The organism is Nocardiopsis sp. CA-288880, assembly GCF_050955985.1.
GTDB lineage: Bacteria > Actinomycetota > Actinomycetes > Streptosporangiales > Streptosporangiaceae > Nocardiopsis > Nocardiopsis tropica.
On record NZ_CP192105.1, the window covers coordinates 4,211,725 to 4,230,421 of the forward strand.

An 18,697-nucleotide genomic window follows, 5' to 3' on the forward strand; every position below is an offset into this window, starting at 1 on the left:
ATGACCGGGGTCCCCACGCGAACGCGGGCCCCCTCACCTCGCGCCTCGAACCCCTGACAGCCCTGTCCCCTGGAGGTCCCATGAACCTGATGCACCTGTTCCTGCTCCTTCCCCTCGGATGGTTCGTCCTGGTCGCCGTCAAACCCCGAGTGCACTGGTACGTCAGGGCCTGGGCCTACCGCGATCCCGAGGCCAACGAGCCCAGCGACACCGCTTTCTCGCTCTACCGGCTGGGCGCGGTGGTGATGGTCGTGCTCTGTCTGGTGGCGTGGGTGCAGGCCTTCGACCTGTCCGGCTCGGACTCCGCCTCTCCACGTCAGGAGCGCTCCCCCTCGCCCCCGGCCGGGGAGCTCGAGCCGGCCGACGCCGACCCCGACACCCATCGCCTGACCACAGCGGCCTCCGACCAGGGGCGCATCAGCGGGTACAGCCAGGACGGTTCCGGGTTCGCGCTCTACGTCGTTCCGGGCGCCTGTACCGGAAGACAGGTCTTCGCCAGGGTGGTGCAGGAGGACGAGGAGACCGTCACCGTCAGCGCCACGATCTCCTCCAGCGACGTCTCCTGCGGCGGGGAACTCCGTGTCCTGCGTGCCCAGGTGAGGTCCGACGTGACGGTGGGCGAGCGGCAGGTCGTGGACGTGGACGGCGAGCCGGTCTGGCCGTGCGAGGAGAACTGCTCCTGAGCCCGCGGTGGACCGGACGCCGGGCACCGCGCCCGGCGCTCCGCGGTGGGCGGTCCCCCTCTGCCACCGCCCGCGTGCCCGCGCGGGCCCGGCGCGTAGACGCGTCGCCTCACGCGGACCGCACGCCCGGCTCCGCCGAGGCAGAGGGCCGCGGCACCCGGGTACGGCTACTCATGTGCGTGGCCGCGCCCCTGGCCAGAATGGGCGCATGGCATACACCGAACCGGCCGCCTTCCTGGACCGTCACCCCTGGCTCGCGTTCCCCCTGTGGGCCGTCGGGGTTGTCGTACTGGGAGGCGGCGCCTTCGTCCTGGTCATGGGTGCGTACATGGCCACGGCCAACGGCGCGCACCCCTGGGACGGGCCGCTGCTGTCCATCGCCCTGTACCTGCTCTACGCCGCCCTGCCGGTGTCGTTCCTGTACATGATGCTGGTGCTGGAGGGGTACCGTACGCGCCGCGGCACCCGCATCGTGGGCACGCTGCTCCTGGCCCTGGTGTGTGTCGTGTACGCGGCGGTCATGACCTCCGCCGCCCTGGAGCCCCTGTAGCCGACCCCGTCCCGGCCGCGGCACAGGCACGGACCCGTCTGCGCTTGCCCCCTCACGGCCGTGCCGGGCCGGTGGTCCCCGGCCGTGACCCCCGTACCGGTCAGCTGTCGATCCCTCTGTCCCGTTCCGGTTTTACCGGAGGCTCTGGCATGTACCGGCTCCGCCTCGCGGTGACCCCGTGTGATGGCCCGGTCAGGCGAGTCCCCGCGCGACAGGTCGGGGCTTCTCGCCTTCGTGCTACCATTACCGGCGCAGAGACAATCCGGTCGGCTGCGGGACCAGAAATGGGAGGTGAGTTGATGTCTGCGGTGAAGGCCGCTGCCCTGTGCAGCGCCCGTTGGACCATCCTCACGTCCCGGGCCCCGGTCTGACCTGACGCTGATCCCCCTGTCGGAGCCCTGACGGCTCACAGGAGGCGGTACTCCGTGCTCATCGGGGCCCCTTTTCTAGGGTCTCTACGTTGTCTCCATCCCTTTCGCATCATGCTCAGCCGTACTCCCTGGCGGACTACGGCTGGGACCAGGCGTGCGAGCGCGCCTTCGCCCCCTATCGCGCCGACGGGCTGATCCCGGCCCGCATCGTCCGGGCCGACCGCGGCTCGTGCGAAGCCGTCACCGACACCGGAACCGTCCGCGCGGACCTCCCCGGCGCCGCGGACCAGAGCGATCCGCTGACGGCACCGTGTACCGGTGACTGGGCGGCCCTGCATCCCCTCACCGGCGCCGCACCGGTCCTGCACGAGGTCCTGGAGCGGCGCACCACCCTGGTGCGCGCCTCGGCCTCACGGACCTCGCACGGCCAGCTCCTGGCCGCCAACGTCGACACCGTCGTGGTGACGGTCTCCCTGGCCGCACCGCTCAAGCACGGCCGCACCGAACGCATGCTCGCCCTGGCATGGGAAAGCGGCGCCCAACCTGTCGTGGTCCTGACCAAGGCCGACGCGTGCGCGGACCTGCCCTCGGCGCAGGAACAGGTGTCACAGGTGGCCGCCGGTGTGGACGTGCTGGTCACCAGTGCCCGGACCGGGCAGGGCCTGGACGTCCTGACCGCCGTCCTCGACGGCACCATCGTGCTGCTCGGCCCCTCCGGGGCGGGCAAGTCCACCCTGGGCAACCGGCTGCTGGGCCAGGACCTGCTGGCCACCGGCGCCGTGCGCGAAGCGGACGGCAAGGGACGGCACACCACGTCCTGGCGGGAGCTGCTCCCGCTGCCCGGCGGGGGCGTGCTGCTGGACACCCCCGGCCTGCGGGCGATCGGCCTGCACGACGCCCAGGGCGGCCTGGAACAGACCTTCGCCGAGATCGAACACCTCGCCCAGGAGTGCCGGTTCGCCGACTGCTCCCACACGAGTGAACCGGGCTGCGCGGTGCTGGCAGCCGTCGCGGCGGGAGAGATCCCCCACCGCCGTCTGGACAGCTACCACCGGCTACTCCGGGAGAACGCCTACGCCGCCTCCCGCACCGACGCGCGGTTGCGCGCCGGCCGCGAAGCCGACAAGAAGGACATCACCCGGCACCTGCGTGCCACCTACCGGTTCCGGGAGCGCCAGCAGTGAAGGACACCGACAACACCCACCAGGGCGCCGGCGACGACCCGGTGACGCAGGCGCTCCTGTCCCTGCACCACGACCTGCCCCGGCAGGGCCCGGGGTCGGACGCCACCACGCGCCGCCTGCTCAGGGCGGCCGGTCCTTTGCCCGAGCACCCGCAGGTGCTCGACGCGGGCTGCGGCCCCGGCCGCGCCGCCCTGCTGCTCGCCGAAGAGGCCGGCGCCCGCGTGCTCGCGGTCGACCTGCACCAGCCGTTCCTGGACAGCCTCGCTGCCGAGTCGGCCCGCCGGGGCCTGGGCGAACAGGTCAGGGTCCTCAACTGCTCGATGGACACGCTTCCCGTCCCCGATCACAGCTTCGACCTGATCTGGGCCGAGGGGTCGGTGTACACCATCGGCTTCGACCGTGCCCTGCGCTCCTGGCGACGCCTGCTGGCTCCCGACGGCGTCCTGGCCCTCACCGAGATCGAATGGACCGGCCCCGATCCGGCAGCTGCCGCGCGCGCCTACTGGGAGGCGGCCTACCCGCTGCGCACCCACGCCGCCAACGCCGCCGCCGCGCGGGCGGCCGGCTATGAGGTGCTCGCGCACTGGCCGCTGCCCGAGAGCGACTGGTGGGACGAGTACTACACGCCCCTCACCCAGCGCATCACCCGAGCGGACCCGCAGCACCCCGGCATGCCGGAGGCACTGGCCGCACACCGGGCAGAGATCGACATGCGGCGCCGGTACGGCAGCGACTACGACTACGCCACCTACCTGCTCCGCCCCCACGACGACACCGAGAACGGAACCATGACCACCTGGACCACCCGCCCCGAGACCACCGACGACATCCCCGCCATCCGCGACATCCTCCTGGCGGCCTTCCCCACCGCCGCCGAGGCCGACATCGTCGACGCCCTGCGCGCCGACCCCCGGGCGTGGATCGAGGGCCTGTCGATGGTCACCACGACCGCTGAGGGCACTCCGGTCGGGTACGCACTGCTCAGCCGCTGCCACGTCGACGGCGAGCCCGCCCTCGCCCTGGCCCCGTGCGCGGTGGTGCCCTCCGCCCAGCGCACCGGGGCCGGTTCGGCCGCGATTCGCGCGGCCCTGGGCGCCGCCCGGGCCATGGGCGAGAACCTCGTCCTCGTCCTGGGCCATGCCGACTACTACCCGCGGTTCGGCTTCACCCCGGCCTCCCGCTTCGGTATCCGGGCGCCCTTCGAGGTTCCCGACGAGGCCATGATGGCCATGGCCCTGGACGGTGCCCGCCCCGTCCCGACCGGCACCATCGGCTACCCCGCCGCGTTCGGGGTCTGACCCCTCCCGCGCCCCCGGGGGACTCCCCCGGGGGCGCGGCCCCTGCAATGCGTGTTTCCAGAAGCCACCCCGGCAGCCCGTGCCCGGAAATGCTCGTTTCCAGAAGTACGACACCCACGCGAGGCCGACCGGGCTGCCCGCCTCGGTTCACCCATAGCCCCTTTCGGGCTTACCTGGCTCCCTCGTTGCCCCTCGCCGCAGCTTCGAGAGAACCAGGCCCATATCAGGACGGCCAAGGCTCGACAGCCCCTGCCTTCCTCCCCTTCAGAGATGGACGATGGCTCCGATCCCGCCGCCCGAGGATTGGGGTTTTCAGCAGCCTGAAAAATTCCGGCGAATATAGACTCCGGAACGAATTCCAGGCAGATTTCCGCAAAACCAGCTCTGCCAGTCGTTTCCTGCGTCGGTCCTGATGTATTCGAAGCGCCGCCCTTGATGTACTTGCCCGCCGCTCGAATACCCTGCTCCCGGTCCGCTGCGGTCATCCACGCTGGTGTACAGGACACGGCAGGTGATGGCGGCTTCCGCGATGGAGAGGGCGGGAGGCGACGCGGATGACGGTGGGGGCTCGCAGGGACGCGGCCACCCGCAATGGGGCGATCGCCCGTACCGCCGCACGGTCGAACGCCCGATCCCGCGAAGGTTCCCCCGAAAGGGGGATCGGTGAGTCCTGGCTGAGGTTTCCCCGAGCCGCCAGCATGGACGCCATCGCCACCTCCCCGCACGGCCGGCGGTTCCCCCGCCCCGCCTTTCCGGTATTCGCACAGGCCCGCACGTCAGGAGTCGCCATGCCTCCCACCGATCCATCGCGAGAACGTCCGCGCCCTGGGCCAGGGACGTCCCGCCCGCAGTACCCCGGTAGCGCCGGTACGGCCACAGCGGCGGCGGGCGCCGTGCCGACCGTGGCCGAGAACGCCCCGACCGCGACCGTGGAATCCGTCGGCGAGAACCCGGTCGAGGTGAGCCTGCGGGTGAACGGCAGCCGGGTCCGGATGGAGACCGACCCGCGGGCGACCCTGCTCGACACCCTGCGCGACCGGCTCGCGCTGACCGGCACCAAGAAGGGCTGCGACCGCGGCCAGTGCGGTGCGTGCACCGTCCAGGTCGACGGCAGGCGGGTGCTGTCGTGCCTGACGTTGGCAGCGGCCCTGGACGGCGCCCGGGTCACGTCGATCGAGGGTCTGGCCGACGGCGACGAGCTGCACCCCGTGCAGCAGGCCTTCATCGACCACGACGGCTTCCAGTGCGGTTTCTGCACCCCCGGACAGATCATGTCGGCGGTGTCCCTGGTCGAGGAGGGACGGACCGGCTCGGACGAGGAGATCAGGGAGCACATGTCGGGCAACATCTGCCGGTGCAGCGCGTACCCGTTCATCGTGGACGCCGTCAGGTCCGTCCGCGGGAAGGTGGGCTGATGCGCCCCTACGACTTCACCCGCCCCCGGTCGGTCGGTGCGGCCCTGGGCGACGCCCACGAGGCCAGCGCCTTCCTCGCGGGCGGCACCACCCTGGTGGACCTGATGAAGCTCGAGCTGATGACCCCTTCCCGCGTGGTGGACATCAACCGGCTGCCACTGCGCGGTATCACCGTCGATCGCGGCGGTCTGCACGTGGGCGCACTGGAGCGGATGAGCGACGTCGCGGACCACCAGGACGTCCGCTCCCGGTACCCGATGATCAGCCAGGCACTCGAGCTCAGCGCCTCACCGCAGATCAGGAACATGGCGAGCATGGGCGGCAACCTGCTGCAACGCACGCGGTGCGGCTACTTCCGCGACCTGACGACAACCTGCAACAAGCGCGAGCCCGGCAGCGGCTGCGCCGCGCTGACCGGTCACAACCGTATGCACGCGGTGCTGGGCACGAGCGACGCGTGCGTCGCCACGCACCCGAGCGACGTCGCGGTGGCACTCGTCGCCCTCGACGCCCGGGTGCACCTGGAGAGCCTCCGGGAGAAGCGCACCGTCGCGCTGGCGGACTTCTACCGGCTGCCCGGCCACACCCCACAGGTCGAGAACGAGCTGCGGGCCGGCGAGCTGCTCACCGGGCTGACCGTGCCGCCGCTGCCCTGGGCGTCCAGGTCGGCCTACCTCAAGATCCGGGACCGCCGGTCGTACGAGTTCGCCCTGGCGTCCGTCGCCGTCGCGCTCGACATCGACCGCGGCACGATCCGCGACGCACGCGTCGCCGCCGGCGGGGTGGGCACCCGCCCCTGGCGGCTGGAGGCGGTGGAACGGGCGCTCGTCGGCAGGCCGGCCGCCCTCGCGACGTACGAGGCGGCCGCCGCACCGGCGGGCGAGGGCGCACACACGCTCCCCCACAACATGTTCAAGCCGGCCCTGCTCCGCCGCACGCTCGTGCGCGCCCTCGTCGCCCTGGGAGGCCGGTCGTGAACACCCCGATCGGAAGTGACGTCGCCCGCGTCGACGGTCGGCTCAAGGTGACCGGCGCCGCGCGCTACACGGCCGACCACCCCGTCGACCGCGCCGCCGCCGCCCACGTCGTGGTGAGCGCGATCGCCCGCGGCCGTGTCCGGGCGATGCACGTCGACGAGGCCCGGAGACAACCGGGCGTGATCGCGGTCTACACCCCGCTCGCTCCGCTGCCGATCCACGCCGCGCCCGGCTTCGGCGAGAACTACGCGCCGCTGCAGGACCGGGAGGTGCGCTTCCGCGGGCAGATCATCGGCCTGGTGGTGGCGGAGACCGCGGAACAGGCCCGGGACGCGGCCGCACGGGTCACCGTCGAGTACGAGGAAGCGCCGGCCCGGACCTCCCTCTCCGCAGGGCTTCCGGGCCTGCCCTCGCCCGGCATGTCGCCGGACGGTCCGTCGCCCAACCCGACCCTGCTCGCGCCGGGCGTCGACACGATCGACGACGCGCTCCGGGCGAGCGCGGTCGTGGTGGAGACGACCGTGGAACAGGAGGCGCAGAGCCATGTCGCGATGGAACCGCACGGCATCACGGCGGTGTGGCAGGGCGACGACCTCACCGTCTACTCGGGTTCTCAGGCACCCCAGATGTACGCCATGCTGCTCGCGACCCGCATCGGGATCCCCCCGGACCGGGTCCGGGTGGTCAGCCCCTTCGTCGGCGGGGGCTTCGGGAGCCGGGTGCCGGTCTGGAGCGAGGCCGCGCTCGCCGCGGTGGCGGCCCGGGAGCTCGCCCGCCCCGTCCGGCTCGCCCTCACCCGGGAGCAGAGCATCGTGCTGTCCGGGCACCGGCCGATGATGACCCAGCGGGTCCGGCTCGGCGCCGACCGGGACGGCACGCTCAACGCGGTGTCCCACGAGAGCGCCGCCGAGTTGCCCGCTGTCGGCGGCTGGCCCGAGATCCCCGCGACGGAGACGACCGGCGTCCTCTACCGCACCCGCAACCTGGCGATCGACCAGCGGCTGGTCACCATGGACACCCCGCCCACGTGGGCGATGCGGGCACCGAACGAGGCGCCGGGCGCGTTCGCGCTCGAGACCGCGATGGACGAGCTCGCCGTCGCCCTGGACATGGACCCGCTCGAGCTGAGGCTGCGCAACTACACGACGACCGTGCCCAGCAGCGGGCAGGCGTGGACGAGCAAGCGCCTCGACGAGTGCTACCGCATCGGGGCCGAACGCTTCGGCTGGGAGGACCGGGACCCGGTCCCCGGCTCCCGCGTCGACGGCGACTGGCTGGTCGGCGTCGGCATGGCGAGCGCGGTCTACCCCGCGCACGCGGAACCGTGGCCGGTGCGGATGCAGCTGCGCGACTCCGGAACCGTCGTGGTGTCGGCCTCGACGCCCGACATCGGGACCGGAACGTACACGGTGGCCTCGATCGTCGCCTCCGACGCGCTCGGTGTGCCGATCGAACGGGTGACGGCCGAGCTGGGCGACTCCGCCCTGCCCGCGAGCGCCCCCGCGGCCGGTTCCCGCGCCGCCGGCGCCCTGGCCCCGGCGATCCAGTCGACCTCGCGGGTACTGATCGCCGCCCTGCTGGACCTGGCCGTCCGGACGGAGGGGTCGCCCTTCCGGGGGCTCGACCCGTCCGCCCTGACCTACCGGGAGGGGCGGGTCGAGGCGGGCGCGGACTCGGCCTCGTTCGCCGAGCTGCTCGGGATGGCCCGGCTGCCCGCGGTCGAGGCCACGACACCGGTGGCCGAGCCCTCCGCCGCGCGGCTCGCAGCGCACGGCTTCGGCGCGCACTTCTGCGAAGTACGGGTCAACCGCTTCACCGGCGAACCCCGGGTCAGCCGGTTCACGAGCGTCTTCGACGTCGGACGGGTGCTCAGCGCCCGCACGGCGCGCAGCCAGTTCGTCGGCGCCGTCGTCTTCGGCATCGGGGGCGCGCTGCTGGAGGCGAACCCGGTGGAGGAGAGCGGGCGCTTCGCCGCGGGGAACCTGGGCGACTACCTGGTGGCCGTGAACGCCGACGTCCCACCGATCGACGTGACGTGGCTCGACTACTCCGACACCGCCTTCAGTGCCACAGGGGCTCGCGGTCTCGGCGAGCTCGGCACCGTGGGCAGCGCCGCCGCGGTCGGGAACGCGGTCTTCAACGCCACCGGCATCCGGGTCCGCGACCTGCCGATCACCCTCGACAAGCTGATCGGCCGAGGGGAGACCGGCGCCCTCCATCGCGTGTGACGAGGCCGTCCCGGCGGGTTCGGCACGAAGGCCGACAGCCTGGGAGACCGGCCCCGCCCCGGACGACCGTTCGACGCGGACGTGCCCACACCGACCCGCGACCACCCCCGCAGCCGTCCTCTCGGGGGTGGTCGCGCCCGTTCGACCGGCGGCGACGCCCGTGCCCGGCCCCGCCGCTCTCGGCCGGACGCCCCGCACCGCCCGGTCCCGGTGCTCCCCGGTCCGCGGGCTCCACCCGCCCGCCGAGCCCCCGGGGTCCACGCGTCACCGGAGAGGAGAGAGCTCCGTGTTCTCATCGGGCCAGTCGTCCTGGACCAGCGGAGGACAGGACAGGTTCCTCGAGAGCATGGAGACGAGGAATTCGGTGATCCCCGTGTCGAACACGTACCACCGGCTTGCATCTCCCACCACGATCCCCCACTTCCGAGGGTCGTCCGAGGAGGTGTGCCAATACAGGCTGTAGGCCACGTCGGTCGTTCCGAATCTCAGCAGGTCGTCGAAGTGGATGAACTCACCCTCGATCTCCAGGCGGGTGAACCCGACCCCGCTGCCGCTGAAGAAACCGGCCTTCCCCCCGGTCGCCCGCCCCAGATCCTCCCGGTCCCCCGCACGGACCCGCGCGATGGCGGCAGGACCCAGGACAGCAAAGCCGTCATCCAGGGCGAAGGGTCCGAAATAATCGTGCAGAGCCTTGTAGTCCTCGGGAAAGGAGATCCCGGATTCCGATTCCAAGGCGTTCCAGTCAGCAGGGCCTTCCCCTGACTCGGCCCCGGGAAATCTGTCCTTCATCCACTGCAGATGGTTCATGAAATCCCCTCGACGTACCACGGAACACCCCGCTCCGGGCACCCGGCACAGTCCATCCGACCACACCTCACCGGCCCCGTTCCTCACCGGCCCCGTTCCTCACCGAACAGCGGCCGTCCGCGAAAATGGGCGGGCAGGACCTCGCACTCCGGTGTTCCCGTCGCGACACCCAGGGGGTTATACCTATGCCATAGCTATGCCAGCGCTGTCAGGTCGAAGGTGCGCGGAGGACCCGAGAGGGTTGCCTTCGCTGCGGCTCCGAAGCGGTCAAGGATCTCGACCTCCCCTGCCTCGATTCCGTCCAGTGCCAGTCGAACGAGGTAGTCCGGTTCGATCATCGGATCCTCGGGGAGAGCGAACCCGGAAGCCTTCATGGCTTCTTTCAGGGTTTCGCTGGCCACGAGCCCGGGGACGAAGGCGGCCACCAGGGTCCCTTGGGGCGCCAACTCCACCCGCACACCGTTGGTAAGTCCCCACTGCGCGGATTTGGCGGCGGCGAGGGCGGTGTTGCTCTCGACGGTGGTCCAAGCCACCGCTGACAGGACGTTGAGGATGGCACCGCCACCATTGCCGACCAGCACGGGGGCGAACGCTCGGATCATGGAAAGTGTGCCGAAGTAGTGCGATTCCATGAGCTGCCGGACTACATCGAGGTCTCCGCTGACAAGGTTTCCGATTCCCGTGTAGGCACCGTTGTTGATCAGCAGGTCGACGTCGGTGGCGACCTCGGCGGCGGCTTCGACGGACGTTTGGTCGGTGATGTCGGTATAGAGCACCTCGGCACCGGGGATATCGACAAGCTCCGGGCGGCGGGCCGTGGCATAGACCTTCGCCCCGCGACGCAGGAGCTCGATGGCGAAGTGGCGACCCAGCCCGCTGTTGGTGCCGGTGACGAGGGCTGTGGATCCTTGTAGCTGCATGGGGTCCTTGTCCGATCTGGGCTTGCGGGGCTGCCCGGCGAGGAAGAACATGACCGATCGGTCATCTTAAGCCGACAGTGGACCACAAGATGACCGCCTGGTCAACTTGCTAGGATGGCGTGCATGACCCTGTCTGCCCGTTCACTGCGCTCAGACGCGGCGCGAAACCGAGAACTACTCCTCGCTGCCGCAGAGGAGGAGTTCGCCAAGCGGGGCATGGATGCCTCGATCGCGGATATCGCTCGCCGTGCGGGCGTGGCGAAGGGGACCGTCTTTCGACACTTCGCCACGAAGGAGGAACTGGTCGCCGTGGTCGTCGGCGGTCATTTCGTCTCGCTCGGCGCCGTCGCGGGAAATCTGCTGGAATCCGCTGATCCCACGGGTGCGTTGCTGGAGTTCCTGACTGTGGCGGCAGAACAGTTGCAGCACCAGGATCTTGTGTTCTTGCAGGCGGTCACCGAAGGAGATTCAACAGTGACCGAGTGTCGGAATCAGCTGCATGCGAGAACCAATGCTTTGGTCGACCGCGCCCAGGAAGCCGGTGGAATCCGTTCTGACGTCACCGGGTCCGATATCCTTCTGATTCTCTGCGCTCTCGTCCACACGGTCGGTCTCCGGACGGAACAAACTCCAGATTCATGGCGGCGTCACCTCACCATCCTCTTCGACGGGCTGCGGCCCCAGGGTGCTTCTCCGTTGCCGGGCCCGGCTCCGGAACGGCTCTGATGAGCTGGTGGGAGGCGGCACTGACGCGAGGAGGGCCGACACGGTCCTGAGAATCTCGTCGGCCCTGACCGAGTAGCTCACGGTTCTCACATGCGAGGCCACCGAATACGGGCGGAGTTCTCTCGCGTAGTGGTGACCGCTTCACGTATACCTCCCCGCCACACGGGACCGCGCCCAGGCCAGAGTTCGTTCAAGTTCCCGGCACGAGGGAGACAGCGCCGGTCCTGAGGTTTTCACGTGCGGACGAGTTCATCTTGCAGTCCTGTGGCAGAGGGGATCCGACATGGCGCTCGACCGCACCCCACTCGTCCTCGTCGCACGAGAAGGGTGGACCGATGCCGGCCATGCCAAGAAGCCTTTCGGCGAATCCCGCCATTGTCTTCCAACCCGTTCCTGAGCTGATGGGCCTGTATGCGTGATGTCGGCCGAGCGTCGACGGGGGAGCGCGGGACGGCCCGGCCGTCCGCCACGAAGGTTCTGCCAGCAGCGGCGACGGGCCGTGCCGCTCCGCCCCCGGGCTACCGGCCGACCGCGGGAGAACCCGAACCCTCCGCCCCCTCGGGCGCGGCCGGCGCTGCGGTCCGGTTGCGTACCAGCATGGTCGCGGGCACCGCGGCGAGGACGAAGAGCACCCCCGCCATGGCGACGTAGAGGTACACGCCGGCCGCCGTGCTCACAGGGGCGCCGTCGGCCGAGGTCCCGGCGATCTGGGTCGCCTTGAGCACCTCTCCCCCGGCGAAGTTGAAGACGACCGAGCCGAGGGCGAGCACGACCGACACCAGTCCGGCGACCGTGCCCTGCCGCTCGGGCGCCTCGATGCCGGTCGCCAGGTTGTAGCCGGAGGCGCCGATCGCGCCGGCGGCCATGCCGACCATGGCTCCGCAGGCGATCGCGACCGGGAGCACCGACACCCCCGCCAGCATCGCGAAGGTCGCCACCGCCCCGACGGCGATGCCGCCGAGGAGGGGCAGTGCGGGGCCGAACCGCCCCGCGATCCATCCGGCGCACGTGCCGCCGACGACGATGCCGAGGTTGGGCGCGGCGAGCAGCACGGCGACCGCCTCCCCGTGGCCCAGCCCGTAACCGAGCCCCAGGTCGGGGGGCACCTGGGCGATGATCCCCGTCAGCTGGAGCATGCTGCGGAAGGATCCCGCCGCCAGGACCAGGGCCAGCAGCGTGAGCAGGATCGGGCGGCTGAGGGCACGGATGTCGATGACGGGCTCCTCGACCCGCAGTGCGAGGAACGCCCAGCCGGTCAGCGCGGCGGTTCCGGCCGCCAGCAGCGCGACCGTGCCCCCGGACAGCCATCCGAGGTCACTTCCGAGGCTGATGTAGGCGAGTACCGCGCCGAGGCCGCCGCCGAGCAGGAGCGCCCCGCCCACGTCGATCCGACCGGTGCCGCGGATCGGCGACTCCGGGATGAAGGAGCGCACGCAGAGCGCGGCCGCCGCGGCGAGCAGCGCCGCCGCGACGAACACGCTGCGGTGGCCGAACACCTCGATGACCGGCTGCATCAGGAACGGCTCGGCGATGCCGACGACCGCGGAGCCGGACGTCACGATCCCGACCACGGCCATCGCCACACCCGGGGTGCAGATCTGGCGGACGAGGGCCACCGTGATGAAGACGGCGGCGAAGGCGGCGCCTTGGAGGAAGCGCCCCGCCAGGAAGACCCACACGTTGGGGGCGGCGAGGCAGACCAGCGCTCCCGCGCAGGCCAGGAGCAGGGTGGCGACGAGTACCCGGCGCTGCCCGAAGATGTCGGAGCTCTTCGCGAGCAGCGGCGACCAGAGGGCCCCGGCCAGCATCGCGCTCGCGTTCAGCCATGCGGCCTGGTCGGTGTCGAAGTGGGCCAGCAGCTGGGGCAGGACCATCATGGGCGAGCCGATGGCCACGTCGGCCAGGACGTTGGCGAGGGTGAGGACGGCCGCCCAGAGGAGGAGCCGCTTGCTCCAGCGGTGCTCCTGGGCGCCCGGGGCGGGCGTTGCCGGCGTGTCTTTCACTGTGGGTTCTCTCCAGTGCATGGGGGCGGGGGCCCGGCGGAGGGCACGAGGCGCGGGCGGCGGGGCCGGTCCGGGAGCGGTGCCCCCGGGCGCCGGTCGTCCCGCGCCGGTTTCAGGGGGCGCCGGCGCCGGAGGCGCGCAGCGCCTCGTTGCGGGCGGCGATGTCTTCCCAGGTGGCGGGCAGCATGCGGTCGCGGCCGCTGTGGACGCGGCCCTGGGCGAAGGTGACGTAGGGGCGCTGCCGGGCCTCGTACCGGGCGAACGCGGCGGTGTGGTCGCCGCCGCTCCGTTCGAGTTCCTCGGCGAGGAAGCGGGCGCCGGTGAGCGCGAGCGAGGTGCCCCGGCCGGACAGGTAGGCGGGGCTGTACCCGGCGTCCCCGACGAGGGCGACGCGGCCGCGGTGCCAGGAGGGCAGGTGGATCTGGCTCGCGGAGGTGAGGTAGAAACCGGGGTCGGCGCGGGCGGCGTCGAGCAGTTCCGGGATCCGCCACGACCGGTGGCCGGCGAAGGCGTCGAGGAGGATCTTCTTCTGGGCGTCCGGGTCGCGGTGGTCGTGGTCGATCGGGTCCGAGCGGAACTGGAAGACCGCGACGGCCCTGCCCTTGTACCGGAAGATGCCCGCCATCCGGCCGGGGACGTTGTGGATCGGGTTGATGCCCCCGGTGTGGGCCTCGGCGGGGAGGTCGGCGAGGGCGAAGTAGACGCCGAGGTGCCGCAGGTGGTCCTTCTCGGGTCCGAACACGAGCCGGCGGACGGCGGAGTGCTGGCCGTCGGCGCCGAGCACCAGGTCGTACCGGCCGGTGCGGCCCGAGGCGAAACGCACGTCGACGCCGCTTCCGTCGTCGGCCAGTGTCTGGATCGAGTCGCCGAAGCGGATCGCCGCGGTGTCCGGGAGCGCGTCGGCGAGGATGCGCACGAGGTCCTCGCGGAGGAGTTCGATGTCGTCGTCGGAGTCGTTGATCTGCGCCAGCGGGAGCGGGGCCACCGGCTCGCCCGCGCTGTCGACGAACTGGGCGAGCTCGGACATCCGGATCCGCTGCTTCCGGATCGTGGCGAGCAGTCCCATCCTGTCCGCGGCCTCGATCGCGTCACCGCGGATGTCGACGGGTGTTCCTGTGAGCCGGAGGTGGTGGGCGTACTCGACGAGGGTGACGTCGTGGCCGCGGGCGCCGAGTCCGAGTGCGCAGGCGAGCCCTGCGACACCGGCTCCGGAGACGAGGATGTTCACGTGTGCGCTCCAGGTTTCGCTGGGGTGGGTGTGCGAACCGCGGAGCAGGGCGGTCGTCGTCCGGGCCGCTGCCACGGCAGCCCGCCGACACTAAAGAAACAATCAGTTGCTTTTAGAGAGCTTACCGACGACCGGCTTGCACCGCAACGCCGCGCCGGGCGACAATCGGCACCCGAGCAGAGGACCAGGAGGTGGGCGCGGCGATGGCCGAGGGAAACACCGTCCGACCGACCGCACGGCGCCCCGGTGGCCGCAACGCGCGGGTGAGGGCGCAGATCCTCGCCGCGACCGCCGAGCTCGTGGCGCGCGACGGCATCACGGGCTTCCGCTACGAGGAGGTCGCCGAGTTCGCCGGCGTGCACAAGACCAGCGTCTACCGCAACTGGCCCGACCGCGAGGAGCTGGTGGTCGAAGCCCTGCTGCGCTACGCCGAGGACCTCGCCTCGGTCGCCGACACCGGCGACATCCACCGGGACCTGGTGGACTTCCTGGAGGCCCTCGCCGGCGGTCTGGAGACGCCGTTCGGCCGGACCCTCGAACAGGCCGTCCAACCCGCCCGCCAGGGCCCCACCGTCCAGGCGCTGACCAGGATCCTCGACCAGCGCGTGGCCGCCATGCAGCGGCGGGTGGACACCGCCGTGGAGCGGGGCGAGCTCCCCCCGGTCGAGAGTTCCTTCCTCGGCGAGATGATCTCCGGCCCGGTGCACCTCATCGTCAACCGCGGCATGCGCACGTTCACCCGCGCGGACGCGGAGCGCATCGTCGGCGTGGTGCTCGCCGGCCTCCGGGCCACGGCTGCGCACACCTGAGCCGCCGCCCCGGCCGCGAGGTTCGGGCCGGGGGCCGGAGCGCCTCCGGCGGACGCCTCCGCTGCGGCGCGGCACCACACATTTGCGCAACACGGGGCCGAGTACGGTCCGGCGCATGCGTAGACAACTCCTCCTGCTCGGCGCTCTGTGCGCGCTCGCCGTACCCCTGTTCACCGCGGTCCCGGCGCAGGCGATCGTGGGCGGCACCGAGTCCACCCGCGCCTACTCCTTCATGGGCTCGTTCCAACCCTCCTATCCCGCTCCCCCGCGCGAGGACGGCCACGGATGCGGCGTCCTGCTCCTGGCCCCCCAGTGGGTGCTGACCGCCAGCCACTGCGCCGGCAAGAACCCGACCAACGCGAAGGTGGGCGTCCCCCAGGGCTGGAAGGTCCGGATCGGGTCGCTGGACAGCACCTCCGGGGGCGAGGTGGCCGAGGTCGACCACTACTACCGGCTGGCGACCAGCAACGACGAGGGCGGCTTCTGGGGCAGGGACCTGGCGCTGATGCACCTGGCCGCCCCGGTCGAGGCCGAACCCGTGCGGATCGCCCGGAGCACCCCGGCGGAGGGCTCACCGGCCAGGCTCCTGGGCTGGGGCATGACCTGCGACGACAGCGACGACCCGGCGTGCTACCCGAACCGGTTGCACGAGGCCGACACCGTGGTCCAGCCGGCCTCGGCGTGCGGGATCACGGACCGCACCGACGAACTGTGCATCGGCAGCCGCGACGGCAGCGTCAACGCGGCCAACATGGACTCGGGTGGGCCCGCGCTGGTCCGCGAGGACGGTGAGTGGGCCGTGGCCGGCGTGGTCAGCGGCCCGAGCGGGGACGGCGCCCCGGTCTGGTTCACCGACGCCACCCTGCACACCGCGTGGATCGACGGCATCGTCGACGGCACCGACGTGCCCGCCGACGACGAGATCCCGGACGTGGAGGGGGCGGCGTACCTGGGCGGCTGCGCGGGGTCGGTGGTGCGCACCGCCTCCTCGCTGCCGGAGGACCCCGCGCTCATGCTGACCAACGGCCACTGCGTGCAGGAGGAGCGGCCCGCCCCGGGAAGCGCGCTGGTCGACCGCCCGGCCGACGGCGAGGTGCACGTCGGCGACCCCCGGGGCTACCCGCAGGCCACCGCACGGCTGGAGCGCCTGGTGTACGCGACGATGACCGGCACCGACGTCGCCCTCTACCGCCTGGACACGACCTACGGGCAGCTGGAGTCGGAGGGGGCCAAGGTCCTCGAACTGGCCTCCGAACCCGTGCGCGCGGGCGATCCGCTCAGCATGCTCGTCCCCCACACCCGGCTGGAGTGCTCGGCCGAAGCCGTGGTCCCGCACCTGCGCGAGGGCGGCTACGAGCAGGACGGTGCGATCCGCTACGCCTCGGGCGAGGGCTGCGATGTCTTTCCGGGCATGTCCGGTTCGGCGCTGCTGGCCCCCGACGGCTCCACGGTGGTGGGGGTCCACAACACCCACAACCGGGACGGCGAGGAGTGCACCGACAACAACCCCTGTGAGGTGGACGGGGACGGGAACGTCACCTTCGGGCAGGGCCGCGCCTACGGCCAGCAGGTGCACATGGTCACGGACTGCCTGACCACCGGATCTGAGCTGGACCTGGCGCAGCCGGACTGCACCCTCACCGGGGCTTCGCGCTCCTGAGCGACCCGTCCGGGTCGAGCGCGTCCGCCGGTCCGCCTCCGCGGCGGACCCGTCGGCGGACCCCCGGAGCCAGTGTGGCAGCGCGACAGCGCCCCGCAGGGCCGAACCGTCGAAGTGGTCGCTGGCCGCCGCGGCCGAACCCGGCACGGGCCGGGTCCGCGCCCTCTACGGTCGTTGCCATAAGCAACGTATGGCTTTGCCTCCAGCCCCCGCCGGAGCGCCTCAGGAGGGGCGTGTGCCCGAGGTGCTCCAGGTCGCCGCCCAGGCCCCGCCGCCTCCTGTGGGGTCGGGACTGGGTGAGACCCACGAGTACGGGTGGGAAGCGGGCCGATACCGGTACCGGGGGTTGTGGGAGCCGGATGGGGACCTGGACGAGCTGATGGGGCTGCTGCCCCGGACCGAGGAGGAGTAGCCGATGCGAAGCGATCACGCCACGGCACCTTGAGGCGCATCAGGAGATGCGACTGGCCGTATGAGATAGGCGGTTCAAAGCCTACCCGGAAACAGCAGGGCCCCTCATTTTCATCCCCCTGCGGAGCACAGCCACGTAGGGTAGTGGAGGGTCCGCTTATCAACCCCCGTCATCAACCCTTGCAAGGGGTAGAAATTTAAGCAAATGTCTACAATGTCCTATTATATATAATTCCCCTGTGAGGGTGGAGGGCGAGCGCTTAGCGCTCGCCCTTCCTGTTGCCCAAGTGGGCTATGATCACATCACCGATCGACAGTAAAGTCATTTTCTTAACGACTTGGGGAGTTCACGTGACGGAGGAGCCTCAGGAGCGGAGTCAACGGGGCATACAGTTCCAGATCGAACGCTCTTCAGAGCAGCGTGGTTTTTGGTATTTCTGGTCGAAAAGTCCGAAAAAGATAGACACGGAAGTAGTGAACGTAAAATTCACAGAAGAAGGCATTCCAGACAAGAAGGGATAGCCACACAGCCGCACCCCCTGCCGTGCCAGCTACCACACTGGCCCGACTCTCACAGGAAAACCGAACAATTGTCCTGACTTGGCCAAAAACGGAACTCTCAAGCCTGCACTGTCACCAGCTCTCTCTACGGTGCTCAAAGATGATTCCGAAAAGCGGAGGAGGTGACCCATGCGTCTTCGAATGACGGTCCGCACGGCTGCCACATCCCTGGACTGGGAGAACGTGCTTCGCCCAGGCCGCGGCCTGATCTACGAGCTACTTTCGCGCGGTGCCCCTGAGGTCGGCGCCCAACTGCACGAACGCGGTTGGGGAGAGACCGGTATGACCCCCTTCGGACACAGCGCTCCGACATTTCCGTCGGCTCGGCGCAAGCGCGGCCAGTACGCGGCGGGCGGGGTCGGTGTCCTGGAGTTCGGCAGTCCCCTTCCAGAGATTGTCGAAGGCGGGGCCAAAGGACTGGCTGGGCAGACAGTCGTGGACTGGGGTGGTGTAGCGCTGCGGGTCGACTCGGTCGATGTCGTTCCCCCGCCGGACTTCGCCTCCGGCAAGGCGGTGTTCAGGACCTCCACCCCCGTGGTGATGAAGGGTTCCGGGCATGACGAGTACGGGGAGCGCACCACCCGGCAGGCGTGGGTGCTGCCGACCGAACCGGAGTTCCCCGCCTACTTCGAGTCCAACCTGCGCCGTAAGGCTCTGACGGTGGGGACTGACCCCGACGTCAGCGTGCAGGCCATCACCTGGGTGGGGCCCAAACGCAGCTTCGCCGTGGGCAAGGGCCGCAAGCCCGGAGCCGCCGTGGAAGCCGAGGTCCACGGTGCCCCGGAAACCCTGCGGTGTATCTGGAGCTGGGGTCTGGGCCAGGCCAACTCCGCGGGTTTCGGGTGGGTGGTCGCGTGAGCACCACA

The 18,697-nt window shown here is 70.9% G+C and carries 16 protein-coding genes and 1 pseudogene; 13 read left to right on the plus strand and 4 right to left on the minus strand.

The features are described 5' to 3' along the window. Positions 1-80: 80 nt before the first annotated feature. From ACQPYD_RS18645 to ACQPYD_RS18680, 8 genes and pseudogenes are all read left to right on the plus strand, one after another. A complete protein-coding gene (locus ACQPYD_RS18645) occupies positions 81-683 on the plus strand; it encodes a hypothetical protein (RefSeq protein ID WP_433696872.1) in 603 nt (200 codons plus the stop codon). 208 nt (positions 684-891) lie between these two features. Beyond that, positions 892-1,233 carry a hypothetical protein gene (locus ACQPYD_RS18650; RefSeq protein WP_344177987.1) on the plus strand — a complete coding sequence of 114 codons (342 nt, stop codon included), beginning with the start codon at positions 892-894 and terminating at the stop codon, positions 1,231-1,233. Between the two features lie 460 nt (positions 1,234-1,693). Continuing rightward, on the plus strand, positions 1,694-2,788 hold the full coding sequence (gene rsgA / locus ACQPYD_RS18655) for a ribosome small subunit-dependent GTPase A (RefSeq protein WP_433696873.1): 1,095 nt from the start codon (positions 1,694-1,696) through the stop codon (positions 2,786-2,788). Positions 2,789-2,829: 41 nt separating this feature from the next. Further along, positions 2,830-3,309: pseudogene (locus ACQPYD_RS18660) on the plus strand (SAM-dependent methyltransferase); the annotation flags it as partial. 267 nt (positions 3,310-3,576) lie between these two features. Continuing rightward, positions 3,577-4,086, plus strand: coding sequence for a GNAT family N-acetyltransferase (locus ACQPYD_RS18665; RefSeq protein WP_344178158.1), 510 nt, complete (start codon positions 3,577-3,579; stop codon positions 4,084-4,086). A 992-nt stretch (positions 4,087-5,078) separates the two neighbouring features. Then, a complete protein-coding gene (locus ACQPYD_RS18670) occupies positions 5,079-5,501 on the plus strand; it encodes a (2Fe-2S)-binding protein (protein ID WP_378554867.1) in 423 nt (140 codons plus the stop codon). Further along, positions 5,501-6,478 carry an FAD binding domain-containing protein gene (locus ACQPYD_RS18675; RefSeq protein ID WP_344177981.1) on the plus strand — a complete coding sequence of 326 codons (978 nt, stop codon included), beginning with the start codon at positions 5,501-5,503 and terminating at the stop codon, positions 6,476-6,478. The genes ACQPYD_RS18670 and ACQPYD_RS18675 overlap by 1 nt, the downstream gene beginning before the upstream one ends. Continuing rightward, on the plus strand, positions 6,475-8,706 hold the full coding sequence (locus ACQPYD_RS18680) for a xanthine dehydrogenase family protein molybdopterin-binding subunit (protein WP_433696874.1): 2,232 nt from the start codon (positions 6,475-6,477) through the stop codon (positions 8,704-8,706). The genes ACQPYD_RS18675 and ACQPYD_RS18680 overlap by 4 nt, the downstream gene beginning before the upstream one ends. 264 nt (positions 8,707-8,970) lie before the next feature. Here the strand turns inward: ACQPYD_RS18680 and ACQPYD_RS18685 are convergent, their stop codons facing one another. Both ACQPYD_RS18685 and ACQPYD_RS18690 read right to left on the minus strand, forming a co-directional pair. Further along, complete coding sequence (locus tag ACQPYD_RS18685; RefSeq protein ID WP_433696875.1) at positions 8,971-9,513, minus strand: hypothetical protein; 543 nt, start codon at positions 9,511-9,513, stop codon at positions 8,971-8,973. Positions 9,514-9,707: 194 nt separating this feature from the next. Further along, positions 9,708-10,484: an SDR family NAD(P)-dependent oxidoreductase gene (locus ACQPYD_RS18690; RefSeq protein ID WP_433696876.1), complete on the minus strand. Its 777-nt coding sequence runs from the start codon at positions 10,482-10,484 to the stop codon at positions 9,708-9,710. A gap of 72 nt (positions 10,485-10,556) precedes the next feature. Between ACQPYD_RS18690 and ACQPYD_RS18695 the strand changes: the two genes are divergently transcribed. After that, a complete protein-coding gene (locus ACQPYD_RS18695; protein ID WP_344177972.1) occupies positions 10,557-11,159 on the plus strand; it encodes a TetR/AcrR family transcriptional regulator in 603 nt (200 codons plus the stop codon). A gap of 518 nt (positions 11,160-11,677) precedes the next feature. Here ACQPYD_RS18695 and ACQPYD_RS18700 read toward each other — a convergent pair. Together ACQPYD_RS18700 and ACQPYD_RS18705 are read right to left on the minus strand one after the other, a co-directional pair. Beyond that, positions 11,678-13,162: an MFS transporter gene (locus ACQPYD_RS18700; RefSeq protein ID WP_433696877.1), complete on the minus strand. Its 1,485-nt coding sequence runs from the start codon at positions 13,160-13,162 to the stop codon at positions 11,678-11,680. Between the two features lie 112 nt (positions 13,163-13,274). Continuing rightward, the gene (locus ACQPYD_RS18705) at positions 13,275-14,390 is read right to left on the minus strand and encodes an FAD-dependent monooxygenase (protein ID WP_433696878.1); all 1,116 of its coding nucleotides are present in this window, start codon (positions 14,388-14,390) and stop codon (positions 13,275-13,277) included. Positions 14,391-14,593: 203 nt separating this feature from the next. Between ACQPYD_RS18705 and ACQPYD_RS18710 the strand changes: the two genes are divergently transcribed. From ACQPYD_RS18710 to ACQPYD_RS18725, 4 genes are all read left to right on the plus strand, one after another. Further along, positions 14,594-15,199 (plus strand): TetR/AcrR family transcriptional regulator, encoded by a 606-nt coding sequence (locus ACQPYD_RS18710; RefSeq protein ID WP_267944893.1) that lies wholly within the window; start codon positions 14,594-14,596, stop codon positions 15,197-15,199. Between the two features lie 115 nt (positions 15,200-15,314). Next, on the plus strand, positions 15,315-16,859 hold the full coding sequence (locus ACQPYD_RS18715; RefSeq protein ID WP_433696879.1) for a trypsin-like serine protease: 1,545 nt from the start codon (positions 15,315-15,317) through the stop codon (positions 16,857-16,859). Positions 16,860-17,094: 235 nt separating this feature from the next. After that, entirely contained in the window at positions 17,095-17,271 is a 177-nt protein-coding gene (locus ACQPYD_RS18720) for a hypothetical protein (RefSeq protein WP_352986431.1), read from the plus strand. A 995-nt stretch (positions 17,272-18,266) separates the two neighbouring features. Next, the gene (locus ACQPYD_RS18725) at positions 18,267-18,689 is read left to right on the plus strand and encodes a CRISPR-associated endoribonuclease Cas6 (protein ID WP_433696880.1); all 423 of its coding nucleotides are present in this window, start codon (positions 18,267-18,269) and stop codon (positions 18,687-18,689) included. The last annotated feature ends 8 nt before the right edge of the window (positions 18,690-18,697 follow it).

Excerpts from the sequence above, each read along its gene's own strand:
- ACQPYD_RS18715 (WP_433696879.1), top strand. The coding sequence starts at position 15,315 with ATGCGTAGACAACTCCTCCTGCTCGGCGCTCTGTGCGCGCTCGCCGTA.
- ACQPYD_RS18690 (WP_433696876.1), bottom strand. The coding sequence starts at position 10,484 with ATGTTCTTCCTCGCCGGGCAGCCCCGCAAGCCCAGATCGGACAAGGAC.
- ACQPYD_RS18670 (WP_378554867.1), top strand. The coding sequence starts at position 5,079 with ATGGAGACCGACCCGCGGGCGACCCTGCTCGACACCCTGCGCGACCGG.
- ACQPYD_RS18710 (WP_267944893.1), top strand. The coding sequence starts at position 14,594 with ATGGCCGAGGGAAACACCGTCCGACCGACCGCACGGCGCCCCGGTGGC.
- ACQPYD_RS18650 (WP_344177987.1), top strand. The coding sequence starts at position 892 with ATGGCATACACCGAACCGGCCGCCTTCCTGGACCGTCACCCCTGGCTC.
- ACQPYD_RS18645 (WP_433696872.1), top strand. The coding sequence starts at position 81 with ATGAACCTGATGCACCTGTTCCTGCTCCTTCCCCTCGGATGGTTCGTC.
- ACQPYD_RS18695 (WP_344177972.1), top strand. The coding sequence starts at position 10,557 with ATGACCCTGTCTGCCCGTTCACTGCGCTCAGACGCGGCGCGAAACCGA.
- ACQPYD_RS18675 (WP_344177981.1), top strand. The coding sequence starts at position 5,501 with ATGCGCCCCTACGACTTCACCCGCCCCCGGTCGGTCGGTGCGGCCCTG.
- ACQPYD_RS18665 (WP_344178158.1), top strand. The coding sequence starts at position 3,577 with ATGACCACCTGGACCACCCGCCCCGAGACCACCGACGACATCCCCGCC.
- ACQPYD_RS18685 (WP_433696875.1), bottom strand. The coding sequence starts at position 9,513 with ATGAACCATCTGCAGTGGATGAAGGACAGATTTCCCGGGGCCGAGTCA.